The 24,675-nt window shown below is 65.1% G+C and carries 26 protein-coding genes, 1 tRNA gene, 1 pseudogene and 1 riboswitch; of the genes and pseudogenes, 7 read left to right on the top strand and 21 right to left on the bottom strand.

All coding sequences use genetic code 11. The features are described from left to right. Nucleotides 1-17 precede the first annotated feature (17 nt). From ASD42_RS34215 to ASD42_RS01845, 6 genes are all read right to left on the bottom strand, one after another. The gene (locus tag ASD42_RS34215; RefSeq protein ID WP_131816831.1) at nucleotides 18-197 is read right to left on the bottom strand and encodes a hypothetical protein; all 180 of its coding nucleotides are present in this window, start codon (nucleotides 195-197) and stop codon (nucleotides 18-20) included. A 320-nt stretch (nucleotides 198-517) separates the two neighbouring features. Further along, complete coding sequence (locus ASD42_RS01865; protein ID WP_063893544.1) at nucleotides 518-1,234, bottom strand: hypothetical protein; 717 nt, start codon at nucleotides 1,232-1,234, stop codon at nucleotides 518-520. 140 nt (nucleotides 1,235-1,374) lie between these two features. Then, a complete protein-coding gene (locus ASD42_RS01860) occupies nucleotides 1,375-2,181 on the bottom strand; it encodes an ABC transporter ATP-binding protein (RefSeq protein ID WP_056809505.1) in 807 nt (268 codons plus the stop codon). Beyond that, a complete protein-coding gene (locus ASD42_RS01855; RefSeq protein ID WP_235569278.1) occupies nucleotides 2,174-3,025 on the bottom strand; it encodes an ABC transporter permease in 852 nt (283 codons plus the stop codon). Before ASD42_RS01855 ends, ASD42_RS01860 begins: the two co-directional genes overlap by 8 nt. Further along, entirely contained in the window at nucleotides 3,003-4,025 is a 1,023-nt protein-coding gene (locus ASD42_RS01850; protein WP_056809503.1) for an ABC transporter substrate-binding protein, read from the bottom strand. The genes ASD42_RS01855 and ASD42_RS01850 overlap by 23 nt, the downstream gene beginning before the upstream one ends. Then, entirely contained in the window at nucleotides 4,022-4,729 is a 708-nt protein-coding gene (locus ASD42_RS01845) for a TenA family protein (RefSeq protein ID WP_056809502.1), read from the bottom strand. Before ASD42_RS01845 ends, ASD42_RS01850 begins: the two co-directional genes overlap by 4 nt. Further along, nucleotides 4,720-4,816: riboswitch (TPP riboswitch) on the bottom strand. It overlaps the preceding gene by 10 nt. A 168-nt stretch (nucleotides 4,817-4,984) precedes the next feature. On the opposite strand from ASD42_RS01845, the gene gndA reads away from it, so the two are divergent. After that, a complete protein-coding gene (gndA, locus tag ASD42_RS01840) occupies nucleotides 4,985-6,430 on the top strand; it encodes an NADP-dependent phosphogluconate dehydrogenase (RefSeq protein WP_056809500.1) in 1,446 nt (481 codons plus the stop codon). A gap of 250 nt (nucleotides 6,431-6,680) precedes the next feature. Continuing rightward, nucleotides 6,681-7,373, top strand: a complete 693-nt coding sequence (locus ASD42_RS01835; protein WP_235569277.1) for a TetR/AcrR family transcriptional regulator — start codon at nucleotides 6,681-6,683, stop codon at nucleotides 7,371-7,373. Nucleotides 7,374-7,437: 64 nt separating this feature from the next. Here ASD42_RS01835 and ASD42_RS01830 read toward each other — a convergent pair whose 3' ends face one another. The 13 genes from ASD42_RS01830 to ASD42_RS01775 all read right to left on the bottom strand — a co-directional run bounded on the left by ASD42_RS01830 (nucleotide 7,438) and on the right by ASD42_RS01775 (nucleotide 18,417). After that, the gene (locus tag ASD42_RS01830; RefSeq protein ID WP_056809498.1) at nucleotides 7,438-7,653 is read right to left on the bottom strand and encodes a hypothetical protein; all 216 of its coding nucleotides are present in this window, start codon (nucleotides 7,651-7,653) and stop codon (nucleotides 7,438-7,440) included. Nucleotides 7,654-7,673: 20 nt separating this feature from the next. Continuing rightward, on the bottom strand, nucleotides 7,674-8,747 hold the full coding sequence (locus ASD42_RS01825; RefSeq protein ID WP_056809496.1) for an oxygenase MpaB family protein: 1,074 nt from the start codon (nucleotides 8,745-8,747) through the stop codon (nucleotides 7,674-7,676). Nucleotides 8,748-8,943: 196 nt separating this feature from the next. Beyond that, nucleotides 8,944-9,138 carry a hypothetical protein gene (locus ASD42_RS34210; protein ID WP_156677370.1) on the bottom strand — a complete coding sequence of 65 codons (195 nt, stop codon included), beginning with the start codon at nucleotides 9,136-9,138 and terminating at the stop codon, nucleotides 8,944-8,946. Further along, nucleotides 9,135-9,287, bottom strand: a complete 153-nt coding sequence (locus ASD42_RS34205; protein WP_156677369.1) for a hypothetical protein — start codon at nucleotides 9,285-9,287, stop codon at nucleotides 9,135-9,137. The genes ASD42_RS34210 and ASD42_RS34205 overlap by 4 nt, the downstream gene beginning before the upstream one ends. A 15-nt stretch (nucleotides 9,288-9,302) precedes the next feature. Next, the gene (locus ASD42_RS01815; protein WP_056809493.1) at nucleotides 9,303-9,854 is read right to left on the bottom strand and encodes a hypothetical protein; all 552 of its coding nucleotides are present in this window, start codon (nucleotides 9,852-9,854) and stop codon (nucleotides 9,303-9,305) included. 24 nt (nucleotides 9,855-9,878) lie between these two features. Continuing rightward, a complete protein-coding gene (locus ASD42_RS01810) occupies nucleotides 9,879-11,075 on the bottom strand; it encodes an MCE family protein (protein WP_056809491.1) in 1,197 nt (398 codons plus the stop codon). Continuing rightward, a complete protein-coding gene (locus ASD42_RS01805) occupies nucleotides 11,072-12,151 on the bottom strand; it encodes an MCE family protein (RefSeq protein WP_056809489.1) in 1,080 nt (359 codons plus the stop codon). The genes ASD42_RS01810 and ASD42_RS01805 overlap by 4 nt, the downstream gene beginning before the upstream one ends. Next, on the bottom strand, nucleotides 12,148-13,221 hold the full coding sequence (locus tag ASD42_RS01800; RefSeq protein WP_056809487.1) for an MCE family protein: 1,074 nt from the start codon (nucleotides 13,219-13,221) through the stop codon (nucleotides 12,148-12,150). The genes ASD42_RS01805 and ASD42_RS01800 overlap by 4 nt, the downstream gene beginning before the upstream one ends. Continuing rightward, a complete protein-coding gene (locus ASD42_RS01795; RefSeq protein ID WP_056809485.1) occupies nucleotides 13,221-14,252 on the bottom strand; it encodes an MlaD family protein in 1,032 nt (343 codons plus the stop codon). Before ASD42_RS01795 ends, ASD42_RS01800 begins: the two co-directional genes overlap by 1 nt. Beyond that, nucleotides 14,249-15,271 carry an MlaD family protein gene (locus ASD42_RS01790; RefSeq protein WP_056809483.1) on the bottom strand — a complete coding sequence of 341 codons (1,023 nt, stop codon included), beginning with the start codon at nucleotides 15,269-15,271 and terminating at the stop codon, nucleotides 14,249-14,251. Before ASD42_RS01790 ends, ASD42_RS01795 begins: the two co-directional genes overlap by 4 nt. Before the next feature lies 1 nt (nucleotide 15,272). Further along, nucleotides 15,273-16,688 carry an MlaD family protein gene (locus ASD42_RS01785; protein ID WP_056809481.1) on the bottom strand — a complete coding sequence of 472 codons (1,416 nt, stop codon included), beginning with the start codon at nucleotides 16,686-16,688 and terminating at the stop codon, nucleotides 15,273-15,275. Between the two features lie 9 nt (nucleotides 16,689-16,697). Further along, nucleotides 16,698-17,558: an ABC transporter permease gene (locus ASD42_RS01780; protein WP_056809479.1), complete on the bottom strand. Its 861-nt coding sequence runs from the start codon at nucleotides 17,556-17,558 to the stop codon at nucleotides 16,698-16,700. A 1-nt stretch (nucleotide 17,559) separates the two neighbouring features. Then, nucleotides 17,560-18,417 carry an MlaE family ABC transporter permease gene (locus ASD42_RS01775; RefSeq protein WP_056815149.1) on the bottom strand — a complete coding sequence of 286 codons (858 nt, stop codon included), beginning with the start codon at nucleotides 18,415-18,417 and terminating at the stop codon, nucleotides 17,560-17,562. Nucleotides 18,418-18,697: 280 nt separating this feature from the next. Between ASD42_RS01775 and ASD42_RS01770 the strand changes: the two genes are divergently transcribed. Then, a complete protein-coding gene (locus ASD42_RS01770; RefSeq protein WP_235569276.1) occupies nucleotides 18,698-19,834 on the top strand; it encodes an AI-2E family transporter in 1,137 nt (378 codons plus the stop codon). A gap of 160 nt (nucleotides 19,835-19,994) precedes the next feature. Next, a tRNA-Leu gene (locus ASD42_RS01765) sits at nucleotides 19,995-20,079 on the top strand. Between the two features lie 685 nt (nucleotides 20,080-20,764). Here the strand turns inward: ASD42_RS01765 and ASD42_RS35075 are convergent. Beyond that, nucleotides 20,765-21,160 (bottom strand): annotated as a pseudogene (locus tag ASD42_RS35075) (recombinase family protein); the annotation flags it as partial. Here ASD42_RS35075 and ASD42_RS35070 point away from each other — a divergent pair. Then, nucleotides 21,155-21,520 (top strand): hypothetical protein, encoded by a 366-nt coding sequence (locus ASD42_RS35070; RefSeq protein WP_056809475.1) that lies wholly within the window; start codon nucleotides 21,155-21,157, stop codon nucleotides 21,518-21,520. The pseudogene ASD42_RS35075 and the gene ASD42_RS35070 overlap by 6 nt on opposite strands. Before the next feature lie 485 nt (nucleotides 21,521-22,005). Here ASD42_RS35070 and ASD42_RS01755 read toward each other — a convergent pair whose 3' ends face one another. Further along, on the bottom strand, nucleotides 22,006-22,671 hold the full coding sequence (locus ASD42_RS01755; protein WP_056809474.1) for a response regulator transcription factor: 666 nt from the start codon (nucleotides 22,669-22,671) through the stop codon (nucleotides 22,006-22,008). 671 nt (nucleotides 22,672-23,342) lie between these two features. Between ASD42_RS01755 and ASD42_RS01750 the strand changes: the two genes are divergently transcribed. Next, complete coding sequence (locus tag ASD42_RS01750) at nucleotides 23,343-24,038, top strand: iron-containing redox enzyme family protein (RefSeq protein ID WP_056809473.1); 696 nt, start codon at nucleotides 23,343-23,345, stop codon at nucleotides 24,036-24,038. Nucleotides 24,039-24,072: 34 nt separating this feature from the next. Next, the gene (locus tag ASD42_RS01745; protein WP_056809471.1) at nucleotides 24,073-24,675 is read left to right on the top strand and encodes a DedA family protein; all 603 of its coding nucleotides are present in this window, start codon (nucleotides 24,073-24,075) and stop codon (nucleotides 24,673-24,675) included.

The raw sequence follows: 24,675 nt of genomic DNA, 5'->3' as shown, positions 1-24,675 counted from the left end.
CGGTGCCCACCCGCGATTCAGAATCCGACGAGTCCCGAGGCCAGATCCACGGTGTCGATGATCTGTGTGACCTGCTGGCGTGCGTTGGGGCACTGGTCGCGCGTGACAGCGTCGATCGCGTCGCGGTCGCGGGCGACGGCGATATTGATCGCACCGTTGCGCAGTGCCCAGATGTGGACCACACCGTTGAACCTCACGCGAGCGATGGCACTGCCCTGTTGGCGCCAGCTAGCGAGATCGGCCCACAACGTGTCGCACAACTGCGCACCGGCGGCTGGACCGATCACCAGCCCGTTCGCCGTGTCCCCGTTGGTGCCTCGCGATTCGGTAGTCGTCGCGCAGGCAATGACACCCGCCGATATGAGAACGCCCAACAAGGCGCCGCGACCCGCGGGGTGGACGCGACGGCGGGCTCGTCTCATGAGCATCGGGCTCTCTTTCATCCGGGAACACGAGGTGGTTCACCGGTCGAATGCCCGCGTCTCGGGAGCCGAATCGGAGATCGTCCTGCGAGATATCAGGTCGCGGGCTGGGCGCTGTCGTCGGTGCGGCCGCGACGGCTGCCGGTGTAGGCACTTTCGCGCAGCCAGTTCACTGCCTGGGGGATCATCGTGACGTCGGCCGGTCGGTTGAGGATCGGATCGAAGAAGTCGGTGCGGTGTTCGCCGGGCTCGGCTCGCCGCAGGTCGAGTTCGCCGACGATCTCGGGTGGGCGGCCGATCCCATCGGCGACGAGCGAGAATCGGATCACCTGGTCGTCGAGGTGATCGTCGAGGGCTCGCAAGGACGCCGTATTCGGTAGGTCGTCGGGGTCGAGCGGTTCGGCGAACAGCCAGACCGGTGATGCGTCGGCGAATCGGTAGGGCAGGAGGGTGCCGAAACGGGCGCTTGACCAGGCGCGGGCGGGGGTGATGACGAACCGGCCCAGCGTGCTGGTGCCGGTCGTTGCCAGCGCGAAGTCCCAGGGACGCTCGTCGCGATCGAGTACCCGGAACGCCAGGCCGAGCACATCGGGTACCCCGCCGGGACTGCCGACGCCTTTCGACACCCGGGCGATGACCGCTCGGTCGCCGGGACCGAACCACGGCACGTAGTCGCTGGTGGCATGGAACCGGCCCGCGAGGCGGATGCCGCGGGGGTGGAACACCCGTGCGTGCCGAATCCGCGCCCCCGTCTGGAAGGCGGTGCGGACAGCGGTGGTCGGCAGTTCGGCGATACTGTGCCTATCGATCATCGGCGCTGGTCTCCTGTCACGGTGGTGGCGGTGGTCTTTCGCCCGGCGCGGTACGACGAGCCCATAAGGTGCGCCTACCCAGGGAAACGGCGGCCAATCGCTGTTCGCCGGTTCGGCACAACAGTTCGGCGTCGCTCGAGCTACCGCTGTTCCGTGAACGCCCGACGAGACTCCTCGTGCAGGATCGCAAGAAGTTCCTCTTCCAGCGCGACGAATTCCGGGGCGGTGATCGTGGACAACCCCCGCGGCCGCGGCAGGTCGATGCGCAGTTCGTGGCGCACGGTGGCCGGGCGCGCCGACAGGACGATCACCCGGTCCGACAGGTACACCGCCTCACGGACGTCGTGGGTGATCATCAGGACCATCCAGCGGTAGCGCTGCCAGACCTCTTGCAACCACGACTGCATCTCGGTGCGAGTCAGTGAGTCGAGCGCGCCGAAGGGTTCGTCGAGGAGCAACAGTTCACGCTCCTGGACGACGGTCCGCAGCAGTGCGGCTCGCTGTCGCATTCCGCCCGACAGTTGCGACGGGCGGGCGTCCTCGAAACCGGACAGGCCGAAGACCGGGAACAGTTCGCGGGCGCGGCGCCGGGCCTCCGTTTTCGGAACACCCTGTACCCGCAGGCCGAGGATGGTGTTGTCGAGGACGGTTCGCCAGGGGAACAGCAGGTCCTTCTGCGGCATGTAGGCGCAGTGCGCGGCGGTGTCCTCGCCGTCGGCCGCGCGGAAGCCGACGCTGCCGGAGTCGGGGGATTCGAGTCCGGCCAGCATGTTGAACACGGTGCTCTTGCCGCAACCACTCGGCCCGATGACGGTGACGAACTCGCCCGATCGGACGGTGAACGAGACCCCGCCCAGCACCGCGAGGTCCGGGCTGTGCCGACCGGGCTGCGGGAACGACTTGGTGAGGTGGTCGACGACGATGCGGTCGTCCCCGGCGTCAGTCACGTCGGCTCCTGTTCTGCTCGCGCGACCACGGCGCGACGAGGCGTTCGATCACGAACGTCGACAGGTACAGCGTGATGCTCAGCAGCGCCGTGACCAGCACCGCCGCCAAGACCAGGTCGGTGCGGAACGAGTTCTTCTGCAGGCTCATATAGATGCCGAGGCCGACGCTCGCGCCGACATACTCGGCGAACACCGCGCCGACGACCGCGTAGGTGATGCCGATCCGCAGCGCCGTGAAGAACCGCGGCAGCGCGGACGGCAGTCGCACATAACGGAACTCCTGCAGCCGGGAAGCGCCCATACTCCGCAGCAGCGCGCCCGCGTCACGGTCGGCCGCGGCGAAGCCCTCGATCAGGCCGATGGCCATCGGGAAGAAGGTCACCAGCGCGACCACCAGGATCTTCGGCAGGAGACCGAACCCGAACCAGATGATCATCAGCGGCGCGATCGCGACGATCGGCACGGTCTGCGACGCGACGAACAGTGGCACCAACGCACGCCGCAGCCAGGGCGAGAAGTCCACGATCACCGCCAGCACCCACGCCAGCGTCAGCGACACCGCGAACCCGACAAGCGTCACCTGCAAGGTGGCGGCCGCATGCGAGATGATCTCGTCCCGGTGTGCCCAACCCTGCTGGACGACCCGCAGCGGTGACGGCAGCACCTGCGGACGGACACCGCTACTCGTGACGTAGACCTGCCAGATCGCGACGAGCACCGCCACCGTGACCAACGACGGCACCGCCCATCGGATGCCGGCCCAGCGAGCCGTCCCGCCGTCGTCGCCGGTGGGCACCAACGACGACGCGGCTACGGACAGCTCACGGGGTGGCGAGGTACTCATTGGTGAAATAGGTCGACCAGTCGGGTTCGGTGGTCAGCGGCTTTCCATCCGAGCCGGTCAGCAGACCGCCCCGATACAGGAAGCCGGAGTTCGCCGACCATTGCTGCACCGTCTGGGTGCCCACCTTGCCGCCGGCGTCCTTCATGAACTGCGCGGCCAGCATGCGCTGGCTCTCGAAGACCAGCGCCTCATCGTTGAACGCGCCCGGATTGGCATCGATGAGATCCTGGGCGGCCGCGTCCGGATTGTCCGCGGCGAACTGGTATCCGCGTTGCAGCGCCTGCACGAATTTCGCGGCGCGGTCGGGGTTCTCGGCCAGCCAGCCCTCGTTGGCATCGATCACGATCGCGTACGAGTCCGGGAAACCGAAGTCGGTGTACCGGAAGTACCGCATCGGGGTGCCGTGGTGTTCGGCCTCGATCCCTTCCCACGCCAGATACGAGACGGTGAAGTCCGCCTTGCCGGAGTAGACCGCTTCATACGCCGACGAACCCAGCACCACCGAGGTGAAATCGCCGGTGCCGCCGTCGTTGCGGATGACCTGCTGCAGTGCCTCCCGCTCGCCCGGGTCGCCGAAACCGGCGTAGGTCTTGCCGTCGAGGTCCTTCGGCCTGGCCAGGTCGGCGCGGTCGGCACGCACGCCGATGCCCGTGGCCCAGTGCTGCAGCGGGGCGAGCACCGACTTGACCTGCGCACCCGAAGCGCGGGCGAAGGTCGACGAATTGTGGGTGCTGATCCCGAATTCCGCGTTTCCGGCATCGACCATCGTGTCGACCGAGGTGTTGTTGTACGGCAGGACCTGTACATCCAGACCGGCGTCGGCGAAGTAGCCGCGCTGCAACGCGACGTAGAGCCCGACGTGGTTGGTATTCGGCGTCCAGTCCAGCGCGAACCGGATGGTCTGATCGGAACCGCCGCCCGAACCACAGGCGGTGAGCAGCGACAGGGTCGCGACGACGGTTGCCATGACCGCGAGCCCGCGGCGCAGACGCGCGCTCATGCGGCAGGCCAGGGCTGCGGGTGCAGGGCGGTGTCCCAGAACATCAACTCGTAGCGCACAGCGAGGATGAAAGCCTTCTCCATCGCCGCCCGCTCGCGCTCGCTCGCCGACTCGGCAGCGGCGTCGACCAGCGATCGGGCCGTGGCCGCGGACTGCTGGAACTCCGCTGCGCCGTAGGTGGTGACCCACTGGGCGTACGGGTGGGCGGAGTCGGCGGCGATCACCTTCGCGGCGCTCGCGGCCAGGTCGCGCCCCACTTCGGCGTAGATCCAGAAACAGGGCAGCGCGGCCGCCGCGGCGACGGCGTAGGACTCGGTCGCGGCGGCGGCGATCAGGAAGGAGACATAGGCCAGGCAGGTTTGCGAATGCTCCGGCTCGCCCTGCCGCGGAGGCAGCGCGCCACCGGTGAGCATCTGATCGTGCATGGCCGACTCGACAGCGGCGGCGTTCGCGGACGAGGTCGCCCAGAAAGCCGCGGTCTGCGGGTCAGGCGACTTCGCGGCGAGAATCGCCAGCGCCTTCGAGTACCCGGTGAGATACAGCGAATCCTGTTCGATGTACGTGCGGAACACCTCGAGCGGCAAAGTGCCCTCCCCGAGGTGCCGCAGGAATTCCAAGTCGTCGATCGCACCGCGCAGGACCTTGGTCCGGTCCCAGAGGTGATCGGTGAACAAGTCTGTATTCGTGGTGTGGGCGTGCAACACCGTGACATCCCTTCGTCAGCATTACCTGAACAGGTTCGGCGGGTCTGTTCTCAGCCTCGCGGTCGCGAGACACCCCGTGTCAGAACTCGACCGACACTAGCAGCGCCCGCCGACACGCGGGCTCGGCGCGGTTCCGCGTGTAGCCCCGGTCACGGTGGTAGGTGTTCGGCGGCGGACCGGCACCCAGTAACTTGCCTGCCAAGGAGTCCGTCTTTCGCCTCCATCGAACCCGCCGAACGAAGAGAGCTGATCTCAATGTCGACCTCTACCGCGCGTGCGCACATCGGTGTGACCGGCCTGGCCGTGATGGGCAGCAATATTGCCCGTAACTTCGCCAAGCACGGCTACACCGTCGCGCTGCACAACCGTTCCGTCGCCAAAACCGACGCGCTGCTCGCCGAGCACGGCGGCGACGGCGATTTCGTCCGCACCGAGACCGTCGAGGAGTTCGTCGCGGCGCTGGAGAAGCCGCGGCGAGTGTTGATCATGGTCAAGGCGGGCGAGGCGACCGACACCGTCATCGCCGAACTCGCCGACGCGATGGAGCCGGGCGACATCATCATCGACGGCGGCAACGCCCTCTACACCGATACGATTCGCCGCGAGGCCGCCCTGCGGGAACGCGGCCTCAACTTCGTCGGGGCGGGCATCTCGGGCGGTGAGGAGGGCGCGCTCAACGGTCCCGCGATCATGCCGGGCGGACCGAAGGAGTCCTACGAGTCGCTCGGCCCGCTGCTGGAGTCGATCGCCGCGCAGGTCGACGGCACCCCGTGCTGCACCCACATCGGCCCCGACGGTTCCGGGCACTTCGTCAAGATGGTGCACAACGGCATCGAATACGCCGACATGCAGTTGATCGGCGAGGCCTACCACCTGTTCCGCGATGCACTCGGTTTCGACGCCAAGCAGATCGCGGACGTGTTCACGCAGTGGAACTCCGGGGATCTGGAGAGCTACCTGGTCGAGATCACCGCCGAGGTGCTCGCCCAGACCGACGCGAAGACCGGCAAGCCGCTGGTCGATGTCATCGTCGACGCGGCCGAGCAGAAGGGCACCGGCCGCTGGACGGTCAAGTCCGCGCTCGATCTCGGTGTTCCGGTGACCGGTATCGCTGAGGCGGTTTTCGCCAGGGCGCTGTCGGGCTCGCGCGCCCAGCGCAAAGCCGCGGTGGGACTCGCATCGGGCACCCTCGCCGACAAGCCCACCGATGTCGAGCAGTTCACCGAGGACATCCGGCAGGCGCTGTACGCCTCCAAGGTCGTCGCCTACGCACAGGGCTTCGACCAGATCGCCGCGGGCAGCGCCGAGTACGACTGGGATCTGCACCCCGGTGACCTGGCCACGATCTGGCGCGGCGGCTGCATCATCCGCGCCCGCTTCCTGAACCGGATCAAGGACGCCTACGAGCAGGACCCCGCCCTGCCGAGCCTGATCCTGGCACCGTATTTCCGCGAGGCGATCGAGACGGCCATCGACAGCTGGCGGCGCGTGGTCTCCACCGCTACCCTGCTCGGGATTCCGGTCCCGGCGTTCGCGTCCTCGCTGTCCTATTACGACGCACTGCGCGCGGAGCGGCTACCGGCCGCGCTGACCCAGGGCCAGCGCGACTTCTTCGGCGCGCATACCTACGAGCGCGTCGACGCAGAGGGCAAATTCCACACGCTGTGGAGCGGTGACCGCAGCGAAGTGGTCGCGGACTGAGCTCTGACCAGGGTGCGGTGAGGGACTGACGGTGAACCTGTCCTGTACCGCTGCGCGGAGCAACCGCGCAGCGGTACAGGCAGTGGAACTGGATGCCCAAACCGAATTAGGGATTGCACGTCTATTGATTCGCGTGCGGGCAGCGATGTGAAATCTCGACTGCTGAATGAACTAATTGAGACAGTGTTCAGTGGAAATATTTTCCAGAGGATTGCCGACGACCGCTGCGGGTGTGGGAGATAATGCAGTGGTGAGTACCGAGAGCATCCAGACCAACGCTCGCCCGAAGCGTCGCAACGGGCCCCGGCTTCCGCCGGACGAGCGTAGAACGCAGCTGCTCGACGCCGCGCTCCGTGTCGTCGGCGATGCCGGACTCGCGAATTTGACCATGCAGGCGGTTGCCAAGGAGGCCGGCGTGGCCAAGCCGGTGCTGTATGCGATGTATCCCACCGCGCCGGAGCTGATGGCGCACCTGCTGCACCGCGAACACGCACGGGGAATGGGTCAGGTCTCCGCTGCTATGCCGCGTGACCTGCAAGAATCCGACCCTGATCGCGAGTACGTCGCGGCCGTGATGGCGTTTCTCGAATCCGTCGCCGCCGCCCCGACCCGCTGGCGCCTGATCCTGCTGCACAGCGACGGTGCGCCGACCGACTATCGCGAACTGCTCGGCGCTGCCCGCGACAAGCTCCTCGATCAGTGTGTCGATCTGCTGACCGCGGGTTTCGCTGTGCGCGGTGGCCCGCACGAGGTCGATGTCGAATTGATCGCCCACGTCATGCTCGGGTTCACCGAAGTACTGGGACGAATGGTGCTGTCGGATCCGCAACGCTTTCCGCCCGAACGATTACGCCCCACTGTCCGGTCCATGATCCGAACGTTGCCGGACAGGCCGGGAGCCGAATTATCCGGTGATGCGGACAGCGATGCTCAGCCCGATTGAGTGTGAGGTCGAGAAGCCGGTAAATCCGCTCACCGAACACAGGGTGAGCGGATTTACCGGCTGACTAACGCAGTTCGATATCGGCGATAATCAGCACGGGCCAAGCGATTATCTGGCCGATCGCGGAGAACAATCGGTCGAGCCCGTGCAAGTCGCTCAGATGGCTGTCGTGGGTGATCAACCAGATCACACCGATCGCAATATAGGGAATGCCGCCTGCGATTGCCAGGTACATCATCTGACGGATACTGAGCCGGCGTTCCAGTAGCTTTGTCACCATTGTCGTTCTCTATTCCGTTGTCAGGCGATGTCGCCGAGGATCGGCTGCGATTCGATGAGTCCCTCATCGGAGGGAGCGAGGCCGTTCGTCAACACGCGGTCGCGTTGTTTCGCGCGAAGTGCGTGGTGGGCTTGCGACGGGATGTCGTATCCATATTTCTTCTGAGCCTGCCGGGGCGTCGTCGTCACCGGATTGTTCGGCGTCAATTCGAGCAGCACCGGTGCCGCCACCGGCACCGTCGTCGGCGAGATCAGCTGCAGCAGGAGCAATTGCAGCCGAGTATTGAAGCTGACCACTGTCATCGCCGCGCTCAGCCAGGGCAGGACGAGGAGATCGAGAACGCGTCCGGTCGGTAGTCCGGCCATTTCCCGCATCCAGCGCGGCATCGTGGCCAGTGTTCCGCGGCGCAGGAATGCCGCGACGATAATGAACAGTGGTCGCAGCACGAGCGGCATCGGCGGCAGCATCACCTCGGCGTCGAGGAGATGATTCATCGCCTTCTTCGCGATATCGGATCCGATGAGTTGCGGACGCATGCGTTCGAAGTACCGCGCCACGCCTTCGCGTGTACGGGGAACATCTGCTGGATCGCAGGTCTGGAGTTCGGCTGCCCGGGCGCATTCGTGCCAGTATCGGGACTCGTCGTCGGCGCTGAGCCGTCCCGGTCCGTACTTCTCGTAGGCGATCAGCAGGGAGTGCCAGGCGGTGAGGTGAATCCACAACTGTGACTGCGGGTCATTCGCGTCGTAGTACTTCCCGGTCACCGGATCGATTCCCACGGCCTTGGAATGGATCTTGACCAGGATGTCGGCCGCGCTGGCCGTGGACCGACTGTCGGCGAACATCACCATGGCGAAATAGCGCAGCGTGCGGTCGTAGCGAGTGCGGGGGCGGCTGTAGATCGCACCGGTGGTGTCCACGGCCGCGATCAGTGCGGGGTCGAGTTCCTCGATGACGACTGCTCGCTGGAAGCCGATGGTCAACCCGGTCGGGTAACTCCATACCCGCCAGGCGACGGAGTCGGGTCCGAAGAATCCGTAGTCCTCGGCCGGCGTGACCTCCGGTAGCGACAACCATGCGCGTAATGCTGCCATGCGGTTCTCCCCATATTCTTTGCTGTCGGTCGCGAGCTATCAATATAATTACTACTCGCGCGTAGTTTTCAAGTAAGACGATAGCAGTCCGTACCACGGGCCGCTACGGTTCGCGCTGTGTTCTCGACCGAAATTCGGCTGTGAATGCCGAACGGGTGCGCCATTCCTCAACCGGCAGAACATTTTCGGCAGGGGGTCAGGACCGCACGGCACTCATCGCGCGGGCGAGTAGCCACACGCAGATCGCTATACCTATCGCCGCACAGGTCAGTAGCAGGACGGACGTCACGGCGTAGGCGGCCCAGGTAGGCAGCACCTGTTCGAGCCCACGGACGAGGGCCGCCAGGGCGAATATTCCGCCGAGGATCGAGGTGACTGCCGCGATGGTCATGGCGAGCCCGGCGACGAGGTCAGTCGCAGCCGTCCGGCCAGCGCGGTCGCCAGGCGTGCGCTCCGTCGCCGGTATCGGCGCGCGGTAGAGCTGCGCAACGCGTCGGCCAGGAGCGATTCGGTACGGGGAGAAGCGGTTCGGTCGGTCATCGGGCATCCTCTCGATCAGCGCGACAGCGTCGGGGTGCTGACTTCGCTGACGAGCCAGCGGTCGAGGTCCTTGCGCAGCGACATGCTCACCGAGAGCTGTCCGGGAGCGGGCTCGCCCTTGGTGCCGAGGCTGGTGATGGTCTGATTGATGACGGCCACCGCCGTCGCGGACGTCTCGTCGGCGGACTCGATGGCGCAGGTGACGTTGCCGACCGTGGAGACCACCTGCCCCTGAGTGAGCACGTCGCGCAAATCCTTGCTGGTGGCGTCGAATTCGGTCTTCCAGCTGCCGGTGGCGCCTGCCAGCACGGCGGCGAAATAGGTGTCGAGGTCCTTGGCGTCGTAGCGAGCCAGCGTCGGGGCGTAGGTGCAGGCCGCCGCGTGTGCGGAGTCGCGCGCCTGTTCACGGGCGCGGATGCGGTGGTTGTCCACGGCGAGGAAGGAAGCGGCGGCGACAGCGGCGATCGTGATCATCGCGGCTGCCGGGACCACGAAGCGGCGCAGGGTAATTCGCCGAGGTTCCGTGGTCGGCTCGGTGGTCTCGGAGTGCGAGTCGTCGGTGGTCATGGATACGTCCTTCGGCGGTAGGAGTCAGTTGGCGGGCAGGGGGACGGAGAGCTCGTCGCCGGTGACGCCGGGAGGCGGGCCCGATCCGTTGTCGGGTCCGGCGGGGCGCGGCGCGTTGGCCGAGCCACGGACCTGCAGTTCAGGATGGCTGGTGACGCAGTAGTTGTAGAGGCGGCCACGGCCGTCGGAGACCCCGGCGGGGGAGACCGGAATGGTCTCGTACTCGCAGGTGGGACGCGGCCAGATGTCCGCCATGGTGTGAAAGGCGTTGTCGTGGGCCGGGACTCCGAGGGCGACCACACCGGCGCGCAGGGCGGGAAACAGTGCTGTCATGGCCGGGGTACGCAATCGAGCCGCTCGGGTGATGGCGACGAAATTGGTCACCAGGCTGGTCAGCGGGTCGCTGGTCTCGGTGAGCACACCGCCGAGGGTGGCCAGCCTGCCCGGACCGTCGTCGAGAAGTTTGCGCACCTCGTTGTCGGCGGCGTTCATCTGGTCGAACAGCGCGCTCGACCCGCGGACCAGGGTGGCGAGGTCGGGCTGGGCATGCGCGGTGGTGTCGGCGATGACCCGCAGATTGCGAATCAGCTCGGTGGTCTGCGGGAGCAGACCGGTGAGGCCGGTCATCGCCTGGCTGAGACCGCTGATCACAGTGCGTAGCACATCGGGGCCGCCGAGCAGCGCACGATCGAGCTCGTCGACGATCACCGTGAGCCGATCCGGGTTCATCCCGGCGATGAGGGATCCGGTGTTGTCCAGGAACGAGTCGATCGTGACCGGGGTGCTCACCTGGTCGGCAGCCACCGTCGCACCATCGGCCAGGTAGGGTCCCGCGCCGGTGGTCGGCCGGAAGTCGAGATACTGTTCGCCCGCTGCCGAAAGACGCCCGATCGCAACCGGCGTTCCGACGGGAATGGTTGTGGCGCTGTCGATCTCGGCCTCGGCGAGGATGCCGACGCCGTCGAGCACGATCGCGCGTACCGCGCCCACCCGCACCCCGCGCACGGTGACGTTGCTGTGCGGGAGCAGGCCGCCGGAGCTGTGGAGCTGGACCCGCACGGTGTAGGTCGTGTGCAGTGGCCGCACGCCGACGACGTCGACGGCGATGTAGCCGGATCCGATGACGAGCATCCCGATCATGCCGAGCATGGCCCCGGCGGTCTTGTGGCGCTCGGCCCAGCGTGCCAGCCGGACGACGAGGGTGGCGGCGCGCGGGATCATCGATGGCCTCCCTGCAGCCGGCCGAGCACCCGAGCCAGGACCTGGGCGAGGCTGCCGACGAACGCGGTGACGTCGGTGCCGTCGGGCAACCTGCTGCCCTCGGTGTCGGTAAGCGCGCCGATGTCCAGATACGAGATCCGAGCGGCGACAGCCAGACTCGACCCCTGCATCGACGTCCGCGCCACCGGGCCCAGCGTGTTGAGCCTGTCCAGCGTGGTGCCCAAGTTGTCCCCCATCCGAGTGAATCCGGTCATCAATGCCTGCACGCTGTCGAACAGGCTGAGGAATTCGGGACCGGTGGTCGAGGTGAAGTCGCCGAGCGCGGCGGTCACCGTGGACACCTTCGTCGTGAGATCGGTGATGGCGCGGTTGTTCTCGGCGAGCACGGCGATCAGATCGGGGAAGGTGTCGGCCGCCTGACCGAGTTCGGCCTTGCGGGCGCGCAGGGTGGAGGCAAGCCCGTCCAGTCCGTGCAGGACCGAATCGATCTGGCCGGTGCGCTGATTCAACGCGCCCAGCGTCGCGGTGAGTTCGGTGAGCAGGTGCGACAGCTGGGGCCCGCGTCCGCCGACGATCGCGTTCAGTTCCGAGGTGATGCGGGCGACCTGATTCATCGCACCGCCGTCGAGCAGCATCGACATCGCCATCATCAGCTCTTCGACCGACGCGCCCGCCGACGTGTGCTCGCGGTCGATGACATCACCGTCGGCGAGCAATGGAGTCCCTGGCCGGTGTTCCGGCAGCACGATGGCGACGTGGATATCACCCAGCGGGGTCGGTTGCCGCAATTCGGTACGGGTGCCCCGCGGTAGCGCGATATCGCGGCGCACCTCGAGCTCGACATCGGCGAGGAAGTTCGTCGTATCGATTTTGGTGACCACCCCGACGTCGGTGCCGCCGATCTTGACCCTGGCCCGTTCGGGCAGATTGAGCGCGTTGTCGAACACCGCGTGCAAGCGGTAGGACGGCCCGTCGACACCGGGGCGCGGCAACGGGACATTGTCGACGGTGACCGTGCACGAGCACACGCTGAGCGCGGCCAGCGCGGTGACGGTGAGGCGGGCGGCTCTGCTCATTCGGACAGTCCGAGGAGCGCGGCGGTCAGACCGAAGTCCGGACCGAAGTCCATGAGTTTGCCCGTCCGGCAGCCGTCGGCGCGCAACGCGACCCGCGCGCACAACAGCGACAGAGTCTCGTTGTCCAGCAACGATTTATCGGTGAGCAGATGGAGCCGCAGCACCTGCTGGTCGGTGCTGACCGCGCGGGCGAAGTTGTCGGCCATCAGCGGCGTCACATCGACGATCTCGGTGAGGCCGCGTGCGTTGTCGCGCATCTGGCCGGTGATGGTGACCAGACGGCTCACCGCGTCGGTGAGTGGCGCGCGATTCTCGGCCAACACCGTGGAGGTGTTGGCGATGAAGTCGTTGACCTGAGTGAGCACCGCGGCCAAGCCCGGCGCCTGTTCGGCGAGCAGGGCGACGAGCTCGGTGAGTCGGCCGCTGAAGTCGCGGACCGTCTGGTCGTTCCCGGCGATCATCGTGGTGAGCTCGTTGAGTTCGACGATGGTGCGCGAGATCTGGTCGCGATTGGCCAGCGACACCTCGAACGTCGTGGAGAGGGCGTCGAGGGTTTCGCGAATTCGGTCACCGTTGCCGTCGAGCATCGGAAACAGCACCCGGCTGGCCATCGGGCCGTTCGCGTTGTCGCCCTTCAGCGCCTCGCCGAGCTGTTCGAAGTTTCGCAGAATACGATCGAGCTCCACCGGAGTCCTGGTGTGCGCCAAAGGTATATGGGCGCCATCGGCGAGTGCGGGCCCTTCGCCGGTGTAAGTGGGAGTCAATTCGACGTGGCGGTTGGTGATGAGCTGAGGGGAGACCAGGGCGGCCATGACGTTCGCGGGCAGCTCGACGCCCGGCTCGATGGTCATCGCGACCTCGACGAAGGCGCCCTTGGGCTCGATCGCGTCGACTCGCCCGATCGGGACTCCGAGGACCGACACGTCATTGCCGACGAACAGGCCCGCGGCGCCTTCGAAGTCCGCGGTGAGGTGGACGGCATCGGAGCGTAGCGACACCGGGATCGACGAACAGCCCGCGCCGATGCCGGTGACGATCACCAGTGCCAGGCATTGCAGCAACCCGCGCATCAGTTGCACCCTTCTACCGCGTCGGCCAGGCACAGCCAGTTGTCCGGGAACAGCCACGGCATGTAGATGTCGCCGTAGGGTCCCTGGGCGAACGAGTTGTTGAATTGGCGGACCGCCACCGGCATCACCTGATACAGCGCGTCGAGGTGTTCGCGATTCTTTTCCAGACCCTGCGACATGGTGTTCAGGTTGTGGATGAGCGGGCCGAGTCTGCCGCCGTCGTCGATGCCCATGCCCTGCAGGATCTTCGAAGCTGCGGCGATGTTGTCGAGTAGCTCTCTGATCAGATCGCGACGCCGGACGACGGAGTCGCCGATCGCCTGACCATTGGTCAGCAACACCAGCACACTGTTCTGGTTGTCGGAAATCAGCCCGGAGACCTGATCCATGCTGCCCAGCAGCTGATCCACCTCGTCGCGCCGCGAGGCGATCACCTTGGCCAGCGCGCCGACGCTGTCGAGCGCCTGGGCGGTGAGCGCCGGTGAATCGCCCAGCTGGGTGCTCACCGCGTCCAGGCCGGCGCGCAACGCGTTCGGATCGAGTCGTTCGAGATGCTCGAAGGAATTGCGATATTTCGGATCGTTCACGACTTTGGCCAGGTTGTAGGGAACGGTGGTGGCCGACAACGGGATTCGGGAACCAGGCAGGTGCCCCTCGGCCCCCGGATCGAGTTCGACGTGCATCTTGCCGAGAATGGTCGACATCTTGATCGCCGCTTTCGCATCGTGACCCACGGAGAGGTCGGGCCGCACACTCATCGTGACCAGGACACGATCCCGCTCGAGCCGCACGGCGGTGACCGTGCCGACTTCGATCCCGGCCACGTCGACGCTGTTGCCTGTCCGCAGGCCCGCGGCCTGGGCGAATTCCGCGTGGACGGTGTCCTCACCGAGGTGGGCGCGCGAGAGTATCCCGGATCCGAGGACCAGCACGATCACCGTGACCCCCGCCGCGATACCGAGGGCGAAGTACCGGTTGCGGAACGCATCGAGCAGGGTCGTGCGGACAAGGGAGAACAGGAATGTGATCATCGGCAGACCTCCGAGTGTTCGTTGCCGCCGACCTGGGAGAACAGTCCGCGGGGGAACAGCACGCCCCACAACGAGACGTCCAGGCTGCAGACGTAGGTATTGATGTAGGTGCCGTTGCCGCTGATCCGGGCCAGACCGGCCAGGATCAGCGGTAGTTCGATCGCCGACTGGTCCAGCCGCGCACCATTGGACAGCAGCAGGTCGACGCCTTCGCTCGCCTGTCGCTGTGCCTGTGCCATACCCGGTGCGACCCTGGTGATGAGATCGGTGAGTTTCGTCGTCGACTCAGCGATCCCCGTGACCGAATCCTCGAGTACCGCTCCCTGTTCGTACAGCCCGCTGACCAGCGCCCGGGACTGGGTGATCAGCGTCTCCAGCTCACCGCTGCGGTTGGCCAGGCTGGTGATCACATCGCTGAGGTTGGTGATCACCGCACCGAGGATCTCGTCGCGTTCGGAGAAGGTCGCGGCCAGTGCGGCGGCCTGGGTGATCAAGGCCGACAACGACACTCCGTCACCTTGCAGCGCCTGCACCAGGGTTTCCGACAGCGAGTTCACCTCGTCGGGTTGCAGCAGGCTGAACAGTGGTTCGAAACCCGACAGCATGGCGGAGACGTCGAACGACGATTCGGTGCGCTCCAGGGGAATAGAGCCGCCCGCGGGGAGTGGTTCACCCGCCGATTCGCCCACGGCCAGCGCGACGTAGCGCTGTCCGATCAGATTCTGATAGCGGATCATCGCCTTGGTGGTGGTGCTCAGGTGCTGGCGAGACTGCACCGACAGGGTCACCTCGGCGTTGCGGCGGTCGACCAGATCGATCGCGTCGACCCGGCCGACGCGCACTCCGGCGATGCGCACGTCGTCGCCGGTGCGTAAGCCGAGCACATCGGTGAAGGTGGCGCTGTAGCGATGGGTGTCGCCCGGCACCGAACGTTGCAAGGTCGACCAGATCGTGTAGGTCGCGATCATGGACAGCGCGACGAAGACGGCGAGCCCGAAATACGTGTTGCGCGTGCGCATCTCAGTGACCTCCTGAGGACGGCGGTGCGACCGTCACGGTCGCACCGGTGAGCACGGAGCCGAGCAGGAGCTGCTGCGTGGTGTTCGGGCGTTTGCCCAGGAACGCGGCCACCGCGGCGGGGCCGGTCAGCGCGACCGGTCCGGCTCGGCCGGGCGGTGGTGGGGCAGAACGTGCCGGGACGGTGATGCCGGGAATCACCAGACCGGGCAGCGAGAGTCCGGGGATGTTCGGCAGCGCCGGAATATTCGGCAGGGTAGGCAGTGCCGGCATGGTGGGAATCGGCGCGGGCCCCGCGGAGGACAGCCAGCCCGGGATCAGCTGTGCCGGATACGACTGTGGCGCTGGGGAATCCGGGATGCTGCCGGTGTCGCACCGTGGTCCCGCCTGGCTGCCGTAACGCGGGCAATCGGCCGCGGTGTATTGGCGGAACGGGGTGAACGAGACCGTGACGTCCCATTGCATCTGCTTGCTGGGTCCCCAATTGAACACGGTGGCAAGGCGACTCAGGGAATCACCGAGTGCGGTGACGGTTTCGCTCAACGCCGACGGATCCGCCGCGAGCGCGCCGAATGTCTCGTCCAGTCCGACGACGAGCTCCTTGCCCGCGTCCGGGTTCCGGGCGAACAGAGCCTGGGTCGCGTCGGTGGCAGTACCTGCCGAGGTGAGCAGTGCGATCACCTGGTTGCGGCGAACGGTGATCGTGTGCGCCGTCTGCACCGATTTGCCGAGGGCGTCAGCGAGTTCGGGCGCCGACTGGTTCACCGCCGCGGTCGCCGCCCCGAGATCGCCGAGCAGATCACCGATGCCGGGCAGCGCGCGGACCTCGGTGATCCACTGGTCGAGCCGTTCGATCGTGGAACCGGGCATTCGGGTATCACCGTCGAGTGCCTCGGCCAGGGTGGCCAGCACACGGGCGAGTTTGGCGGGCTGGATGCGGTTCAAGACGTCGCGCAACGTGGTCAGCGTGGTCTGCAGGGCCACCGTGGCGCGGCTGGTGTCCTGCTCGACGACGGAACCTGCCCGCAACGGTGTCGCGGCCGGGCCGTTGTCCACGAGTTCGACCGAGGTGACTCCGAAGATGTTGGCCGGCACGACACGGGCCGTCACCGAAGCCGGAATGGCCCCGGCAGCAGCAGGCTCCAGGTCCAGGCCCACCCGCTGGCTCAGCCCTTTCTCGGCGATCTCGACCGCCGACACCGTGCCGACCAGCAGCCCGCGAAAGCGCACGTCGGCGCGAGCAGGCAGGCCGTCGCCGGTACTGGTCATCAGTGCCGTCACCGCGACGGTTTCCTCGAAGTGGCCCGCGTAGCGCAGCCCGAGCAGTGCGACGACGCCGGACAGACTCAGCGCCATCGCCACACCGGCCACGCTCAGCCGCCCGCGCGACCAGCCGCGTCCACTGGGATCCGGATACATTTCAGTCTCCTATCCGGAGATTCGGATACCGGAGTCGACGCCCCAGATCGCTAGTGTGAGAAGCAGATTGAGGAAAACGACGACGATGATCGTCATCTTGATCGCGCGCCCGGCCGCGACTCCGACGCCTTCCGGCCCGCCCGCGGCGATATAGCCGAAGTGGCACTGGATAAAGGTGGCAACGAGCACGAACGCGACCGCCTTGAGGACCGAGTACACGATGTCGCCCGGGTCCAGGAACTGGTGGAAGTAGTGGTCGTAGGTGCCGATGCCGTTGTCCCCCAAAAAGAACGCCGTGACCTTGGTGGCGAGGTAGGCGGTGGCCATTCCGACGCTGTAGAGCGGCAGGATCGCGACCGCGGCGGCCAGCATGCGGGTGGTGATGAGGTAGGGGAGTGGGCGGATCGCCATCGACTCGAGCGCGTCGATCTCCTCGGCGATCCGCATCGAGCCGATCTGGGCGGTGAACCGGCAACCCGCCTGAGCGGCGAAGGCGATGGTGGCCAGCAGTGGGGCCAGCTCTCTGGTGGTGGCGAAGCCGGAGATCGCGCCGGTGAGCGGGCTCATCGTCAGCAGATCCAAGGCGGTATGCGATTCCATTCCCACGGTGATGCCGCCGAAGCCACACAGAATCAGGATCACCCCGACCGTGCCGCCACCGACCACCAGCGCGCCGTTGCCCCAGGTGACGTCGATGATCAATCGCACCACCTCTTTGCGGTAGTGCCGAAGGACGAACGGAATGGCCAGCAACGACTCGACGAAAACGACTCCCTGGTGACCCAATCTCGCGTTCGCCTCGGTGAGCGGGGTGGTCGCGGCCTTGGCAGCGCGCAGCGGACGCAGCAGGGGCGGTAGGTAATTGGTCATCTCAGAGCACCTTGGAAGGGAACACGGTGTTGTAGATCTGGGTGAGCGCGATATTGGCCGCGAACAACACGATCGCCGAACTGACCACCGCGGAGTTCACCGCGTTCGCGACACCGCCCGGGCCGCCTTTGGTGTTCAGGCCGCAATCACAAGCGATGATCGCGGTGAGCGCGCCGAATACCGCTGCCTTCACCAGCGCGACCAGCAGGTCGCTCGCGACGGCGAACGAGGCGAAGGTACTGATGTAGGAACCGGGTGTGCCGTCCTGAATGAAGATGTTGAACAGGTAGCCGGTGGCGAACCCGACGAACACCACGAATCCACACAGCAGAATGCTCACCAGCACCGCGGCGAGCAGGCGCGGCGCGACCAGCCTGCCGATCGGATCGACGCCCATCACCCGCATGGCATCGATCTCCTCGCGGATCGTCCGGGAACCGAGATCGGCGCAGATCGACGAACCGACCGCGCCCGCGATCATCAGGCAGGTGACCAGCGGCGCACCCTGACGGATGATGCCGAGGCCATTGACCGCCCCGATGAAGGTCGTCGCGCCGACCTGGCTCACCAGCGAACCGATCTGGATCGACACGATGGCCGCGATAGGGATGGCGACCAGGAGCGTCGGGGTGGCTGAGACACCTGCCATGAAAGAGCTCTGACGGAGGAATTCCGACAGCGGAAAGCGCCGGTGAACCAGCGCTCGGACCAGCTCAGCGCTGGCTTGCCACGCCATGGTGACCTGTCGGCCCGCGGTCTCGACGGACTGTCGCGGATGGTCGCGCCACCAGTCGAGGCAGAACCGGACAATGAGCTCTAAATCGGTTGTTGCAGTGGATTTATCGTCTATCGATACCATCTCGATCACCCCGTGTTCAATGCGGTCGCCGAGCTGCTCGACCGGATCCGACCCTCTGATCTACACGGATGTATAAACAATTTCTACGCACCCGTAGTCAGCTGTCTGGGACTGTAGCAAGTCGATGCTCCGAACGCCGCCGAATCGATGCATGATCGGGTGGTGAGTGTGCAAATGCTGGATGTGCGGCAACGCGCGTCAACGCTGAGCAGCCCGCCGCGAGCGCGAACGGCCGCGTCGGAGCCGGGAAATGGGCTGGTCCGGGGCCACACTGGAAGTCGTGGACATCGACTCCCCTGGCAACGTCCCGCCTACCACAATGCCGAAGTGGCTGCCTCGGGCAATGGTGCTGGCCCTGGTGTTGTTCGGGCTGTTCCTGCTCGCGAACTGGGCGTTTCACCGACTGACCGGAATCCTGATCATCCTGGTGGTCGCGTTCTTCATCTCCCTGGCGATGGAACCGGCCGTCGCGCTCCTGGTGCGACGTGGTCTCCCGCGCGGGCTCGCCACCGGCCTGGTCTTCGTGGGCACCTTCGCCTGTGTGCTGGCCTTTCTCGCTGCGCTGGTGACGCTGCTGGTAGAGACGGCCACCAACTTGGTCCATGAATCGCCACGCCTGCTCAACGAGGGCGTCGACCGGGTCAATCACATCTTCGGTCAGCACTTCACGATGCACGACCTCAGTCAACGGCTGATGCGCGAGTCCGACCTGCTCGAGAGTTACGCCCACACCGCCGCCGACAATGCCTGGGGCGTGTCGACCACCGTCTTGGGCGGTCTGGTCCAGATCCTGAGCATCGCCCTGTTCAGCGTCTATCTCACCGCGGGCGGTCCGAAGGTGCGGCGCACCGTCTGTTCTCTGCTTCCGCCCTCCCGTCAGCAGACCTTCCTGCACGCCTGGGACCTCGCCATCGACAAAACCGGCGGCTACCTGTATTCACGGGTGCTGCTGGCGATCGTCTCCGCGGTCGCGCACGGGGCGTTCCTGGCATTGCTCCACATCCCCAACCCCATCGCCCTCGGCGTGTGGTTCGGCGTGATCTCCGCGTTCATCCCGACCATCGGCACCTACATCGCCGCGACCGTTCCGGTGTTCGTGGCGCTGACCGTCGATCCGATGGACGCGGTGTGGATCATCTTGTTCGCGATCGTTTACCAGTGGTTACAGGACTATCTGCTACAACCGCGGATCACCGCGCGCACCGTCGACGTCAATGCCGCGGTCGCGCTGTTGGTGGTCCTCGCCGGTGGCGCACTACTCGGAGCAGTCGGTGCGCTACTGGCCATCCCGGCCACCGCGACAGTGCAGGCGTTCCTGTCCGAGTACGTCAAGCACTTCGCGGTGACCGAGGATCCGCGCATCGAACAGACGACCCCGCGCCGCAAACGGACAACGACCGCACCGACCGAGGACTGAACCGCGTCCCGGCAGATGGCTTCGGTCCAAAGCCTCGATCTCGGCGGTCGCAAGCAAATGTGGGTACACCCTCGAGGCATGCCGACCCCCAAAAACGGCAGGTCAACTGGGCGATTTGGTTTCCGACAGCGCGTCGGATAATCTTTTGGCACACCAGCAAGTCCGGGTGGCGGAATGGCAGACGCGCTAGCTTGAGGTGCTAGTGCCCGTATTAGGGCGTGGGGGTTCAAGTCCCCCTCCGGACACAACCAGTACGCCCACGGGTGGGGTCGCTTCGGCGATCACCACCCGTGTTTTGTCTCTATAGGTGAGTTTGAGCCCGAGCTGGCGGTAGACCACATTTTTATCGTCGGGCTCAGCTCGACGCAGGGCCGCGAGCATCCCGCCGAGACCCTCGACCAGATCCCGAATGTCTCGACGGGTCAGCCGCGGATACTGACCGGCAGTTTGCTCCAAGGTCGCGAGCCTGTTCGCCGCGACCTGTCGCTCGGCCTGTGTTTGTCTGGTCCATCCTGCGACAGTGACAGGATCAGCGCCCGCGTCGAGTGCATCGCGGTACCGGGCCAGCTTTCGATCGAAATCGCTGATGAGCCGTCTCGTCGTCTCGAGTTCGGGCGATCGGTTAGGTTGTGCGCCCTCCATAGCTGCCAGCGAGACCTCGATCTGTTCTGGGTTGAAGACCTGAGCTAGCCAGTGGTCGAGGGGTTCGGTCAACTGATCCTCGCGGAGATACACCGACGGTTGGTGGTCGATCTCGTTGGCGATGGCGTACTCGGAGGGATAACGGCAACGATAATGTGGTCTGTCGTGATTCCACGTGCCTTGCATCAAGCGACCACAGGTTTCGTGGGACAACAGACCTTTGTAAGCGTAGGGGTGCTTACGCCGCTGGGTCGCCCGACCTGTGGATTGCGGCCCGCGTGAGGCCAACCGGAGCTGCACCTGGTCGAACACCGATCGATCGATCAGCGGTTCATGCGCGAGCTGATCGGAAAACACCCACTGCGACTTCGGATTCCAGGTGAGTCGTGTCTCGTGGCCCAGGGCGACGTCCTCGACATCGATGAGTGTTTCCTGCTTGCGTTGCCTGTTCCAGACGGCATACCCGGTGTAGCGCGGGTTGGTGAGAATCGCCCGGATGGCACTTTTCGACCACGCGGCCCCTTCGCGGTGGCTGTTGCGTGCACGGTCGTGTGCTGAGGGGCAATCGATCTCGGCGGAGGTGAGCAGCTGCGCGAGGGCGAATACGCCCACGCCAGAAAGGTATTCGCTGAAGATTCGTTGCACGACCGGTGCTGCGATGGGGTCGGGTTCGAGTCGGTGCAATCGTTTGCCGTCGGCAGCTTTGCCCGGATGCGGGTGTGGGCCTGCGTCGGCGAGTCTGTATCCGTAGGGCGGTCGACCGCCGAGGTATCGACCCTCGATCTGCGCTTGTGCTGCCATGGCGGCGCGGACTCTGATCTTGATCCGGTTGCCTTCGCCTTTGGACATGCCACCGAAGACCGACATGATCATGTCGTGGGCTTCGGAGTCCGGGTCGATTTGTCCGCCGACTTCGGGTACCCAGGGTTGGACGCCATAGTGGGCGAAGACGGGGAAGGTCAGTCCGAACTGGTTGCCGTAGAAGGCGGGTTGTGGTTCGCCGATCACGACCGCGTCGAAGCCGCGGTCAGGGTTGCTGAGTAGTTCGAGAAGTCGGCTGGCCTCGGGCCGTCGCTTCCACGGGATCGAGCGAGACTGGCCGATGTCGAAGAACTCGGCGACAACCAGGCCGTGGCGCTCGATCAACGCATTGGCGCGCCCTAAGGGATGTCCCGTAAGTCGTTGAGCTGCAAAGGCAGCCTCGGTTCGCCAGCGCCGCTGAATTCATCGTTGGAGGCTCGCCGTGCCCGCCGGCTGCGACCCAAGATGACGGTGGCTCCGTTGCACTGGGCGTGCGCGAGGAACGCGCGACGCAATTCGTCGGGCTCGACATGCCGTGATCTGTTGCGTGCGCGACGACCTGCCGCTCATGGAGGCAGGGAAGAAGCCAGCGCAGGTCCGGCCCGTGGATCCCCCGGCAACGTTTGCTGCGCGAGCTCGCTTGGGAAATCGGTCGAGCGGGCCCGTGTCGACCCGACGACGTTGCACCGACACCGGCGTGTTCGTGGGGTCCAGCGATCAGGGGCAGGTCAGTCAGCTCTGGGACGCCACCACGGCGGCGGGGCGATGCCGGTGCGATGGGCGGCGACACGAAGGTCGGTTTTGGTGTGCACCGCGTATCCGGCCGCCTCATACTTGCTCTTGACCCGGCGGAGGTAGATATTGACGGTGTTGACCGACAACTCCAGTACTTCCGCGATGCCGCGGGCAGTTTCTCCTGATGCCCACAACGCCAGAACGTCGCGTTCGCGAGGGCTCAGTTCGGGCTCGAACTCGTGAAGGTCTGTGTCCGCTGTCGGAGTGGATCCGCTGACCGTGCCTCCTTGCGCTGCGGTCCAAATGGCGTTGGCGATCACCGCGTCCGCCTCGGACTTATAGACCACGCCCAGCACCCCCGTCCGCGTTGCTTCTCTGACGAGATCTGGCCGTGCTCCCGAGGTGATAACCAGTACTCGGTTGCCGGAATCGTTGAGCCGGGCAACGTTTTGGGCGGGTGTGGAACTATCGCCGAGGAGTAGCGCCAAGATCACCAGATCGAAGACCGAGGGTTCAGCAAGCAGAGCTGGGACCGAACGGTAGTGTGCCACCGTCGCTGTGACGGCGAAGTCGGGCAAGGTCGAGCTCAGACCACGCACCCAGATCGCATGGTCGTCGACAGCGGCAATCTGCAGGTGTTTGCGAGATGCGTTGGGCACGGTGCTCCTGTTCGAACGGCTGTGGAAGGTGCGCCCGTGGGTGGGGCAAACATACTGGCGCGCAGTGTGTTTCGGTGCGCGGTTGCCGCCAAGTTACGTCGACTCGCTGGTGTTTGCTCGATTGAAACAAACACAAAGATCAGGGTTGGTGGCGGAGAGGGTAAGTCGGACCAATTGGTCACTGCCCTTACCGTGCACCGTGCAGTGGACCTGGAGTAGCAGTGCTCAGGGGCGTCGGTTGCCCAAATCACTCGCGGATGACTATGGCTTAGACGACCTACAGAGGTGCAATCACTGTTCTAGGGCTACAGGGCGCGCGGGCTTTGCCCGAGTGGGCTGCGAGCGGGAAGCCAAGCGCGATGCTCGGGTAGCCCGCCGATCAAGCCCGTGAACCGGTAGGCCGGCAGTGCGTCCCGGGTGCGGCTAGACAGCAACGCCTAACCCAAGGATCCTGCGCCATGGCCAATGTGTACGAAGCGCACTAACGATGTCACCTAAAACTGGCTACTGGTGAGATGTGTTGGTGCACAGATAGTTTTGTCTACGGCCTGCGTCGGGCGAGGGTGCCGACGATATCCGGGTGAGTGCAGACGCATCGGCCGAACTACGGGTGTCGAGCGAGTAGCCGTCGCTGGTTGGTGGGATCGAGTTGGTGAATTCAGAGGAGTGCCGTGGAAGACCGTCGTACGAGAGCAGCCGAATACCTGGATCAGATGGTTCGTGAAACACTTCCGACGGCGCCCATCTTGTCGGATGTACTCGCCGGCAGGCTCGAGCAGCAGGATATCGTCTTCATCGCTGTTCGCCACTACGCTGAGATCAGGACTTTCATCGATATCAAACTGCCGAGCCGTATGCGCCTGTGTCCTCTCGAGGCGGCGTCGGCGAAGAAGTTCTTCGCTCACGTCTACTGCGAAGAGCAGGGCGATTTCGTTGCTGGTGCGGATCATGCCAGTCTCTTCGAGCGATTCTGCATCGCGCTCGACATCGGACGCGATGTGCTGGAATCCGAGTTCCAACGCTACTGGCCGAACTATCAGAATCTGTTGAACGAGTCACCTTCGCGGCGGGTCGTTCTGCGAGAGCTCGCGATCTCCTACGCATGGGAGTCGGTCGCGCCTCGAATCGCTGGCCCGCTGACCAAGTCGGTAGCAGCTGTCGTCGATCAAATGAAACTGGCCGGAACCTACCGTGACGCAGCAGAGGAGTATTTCGCAGAGCACATCGAGATCGACGAGTCCCACGGCAAGGAAGCGCTCGAAGCTCTCCTCGACTACGTCGACACCGACGAGGACATGGAGTTCGCCGGGGAGCATATCCGCCGAACCCTCACGACCGAGAACCCCTGGGTCCTTCCGCTGACATGATCGAAACCGGCCTGGGTGACAGGAACTGGGAAATATGGATGGGTTCGCCTCCGAGTATTTGCTTCGCTTCGGGTATTGGGTCATCTTCGGAGCCCTCGCGGCAGAGAGCACGCTGATCGCGGGCTTGGTGATACCGGGAGTGGCTGTTCTAGTCCTGGCAGGCTTTCTGGCTGGCATCGGGGAACTGTCGATCGGATTGGTGCTGTTCTCGGCTGCCGCCGGGGTACTTGTTGGTGACAACGGCGGCTACCTCCTCGGTCGGCACGGGGTGACGCGGATACCCATGGTGCAGAAGATCTTGCAAAACCGTTCGACGCATGCAGACTCGATTCGTGAGGGAATACGTTGGCGATATGTCTTCTTTCAATTCCCGATGCCGTTGAGGGTCGCTCTTCCTATTGTTGCAGGGGCAGTGTCGTTGAGTTTTCGTCGATGGATTGTGCTGGACTTGCTGGCAACTGCCATTTTCGTAACTGTGGTCGGCGGGATCGGTTGCGGTATCGGAATTGCAACAGGTCGCGTCGGTCAGGCTGACGTGGTCTCCAGTTATCTCAACTATGCATTTGCAGTGCTGTTTGTAGTATGGGTATCGGTATTCGGCATGAAGGCTCTGAAGGTATGGAAGTCGGGAAGGTGA

Source organism: Nocardia sp. Root136, assembly GCF_001427185.1.
GTDB lineage: Bacteria > Actinomycetota > Actinomycetes > Mycobacteriales > Mycobacteriaceae > Nocardia > Nocardia salmonicida.
The sequence above is the reverse complement of the archived record's forward strand: the minus strand, read 5'-3'. Positions and strand labels throughout refer to the sequence as shown.

What these genes read in the sequence shown, in the direction of transcription:
- ASD42_RS01865 (WP_063893544.1), bottom strand. Translation starts at nt 1,234, where the DNA reads ATGATCGATAGGCACAGTATCGCCGAACTGCCGACCACCGCTGTCCGC.
- ASD42_RS01855 (WP_235569278.1), bottom strand. Translation starts at nt 3,025, where the DNA reads ATGAGTACCTCGCCACCCCGTGAGCTGTCCGTAGCCGCGTCGTCGTTG.
- ASD42_RS01850 (WP_056809503.1), bottom strand. Translation starts at nt 4,025, where the DNA reads ATGAGCGCGCGTCTGCGCCGCGGGCTCGCGGTCATGGCAACCGTCGTC.
- gndA (WP_056809500.1), top strand. Translation starts at nt 4,985, where the DNA reads ATGTCGACCTCTACCGCGCGTGCGCACATCGGTGTGACCGGCCTGGCC.
- ASD42_RS01830 (WP_056809498.1), bottom strand. Translation starts at nt 7,653, where the DNA reads ATGGTGACAAAGCTACTGGAACGCCGGCTCAGTATCCGTCAGATGATG.
- ASD42_RS01825 (WP_056809496.1), bottom strand. Translation starts at nt 8,747, where the DNA reads ATGGCAGCATTACGCGCATGGTTGTCGCTACCGGAGGTCACGCCGGCC.
- ASD42_RS34210 (WP_156677370.1), bottom strand. Translation starts at nt 9,138, where the DNA reads ATGACCATCGCGGCAGTCACCTCGATCCTCGGCGGAATATTCGCCCTG.
- ASD42_RS34205 (WP_156677369.1), bottom strand. Translation starts at nt 9,287, where the DNA reads ATGACCGACCGAACCGCTTCTCCCCGTACCGAATCGCTCCTGGCCGAC.
- ASD42_RS01815 (WP_056809493.1), bottom strand. Translation starts at nt 9,854, where the DNA reads ATGACCACCGACGACTCGCACTCCGAGACCACCGAGCCGACCACGGAA.
- ASD42_RS01810 (WP_056809491.1), bottom strand. Translation starts at nt 11,075, where the DNA reads ATGATCCCGCGCGCCGCCACCCTCGTCGTCCGGCTGGCACGCTGGGCC.
- ASD42_RS01805 (WP_056809489.1), bottom strand. Translation starts at nt 12,151, where the DNA reads ATGAGCAGAGCCGCCCGCCTCACCGTCACCGCGCTGGCCGCGCTCAGC.
- ASD42_RS01800 (WP_056809487.1), bottom strand. Translation starts at nt 13,221, where the DNA reads ATGCGCGGGTTGCTGCAATGCCTGGCACTGGTGATCGTCACCGGCATC.
- ASD42_RS01795 (WP_056809485.1), bottom strand. Translation starts at nt 14,252, where the DNA reads ATGATCACATTCCTGTTCTCCCTTGTCCGCACGACCCTGCTCGATGCG.
- ASD42_RS01790 (WP_056809483.1), bottom strand. Translation starts at nt 15,271, where the DNA reads ATGCGCACGCGCAACACGTATTTCGGGCTCGCCGTCTTCGTCGCGCTG.
- ASD42_RS01785 (WP_056809481.1), bottom strand. Translation starts at nt 16,688, where the DNA reads ATGTATCCGGATCCCAGTGGACGCGGCTGGTCGCGCGGGCGGCTGAGC.
- ASD42_RS01780 (WP_056809479.1), bottom strand. Translation starts at nt 17,558, where the DNA reads ATGACCAATTACCTACCGCCCCTGCTGCGTCCGCTGCGCGCTGCCAAG.
- ASD42_RS01775 (WP_056815149.1), bottom strand. Translation starts at nt 18,417, where the DNA reads ATGGTATCGATAGACGATAAATCCACTGCAACAACCGATTTAGAGCTC.
- ASD42_RS01745 (WP_056809471.1), top strand. Translation starts at nt 24,073, where the DNA reads ATGGATGGGTTCGCCTCCGAGTATTTGCTTCGCTTCGGGTATTGGGTC.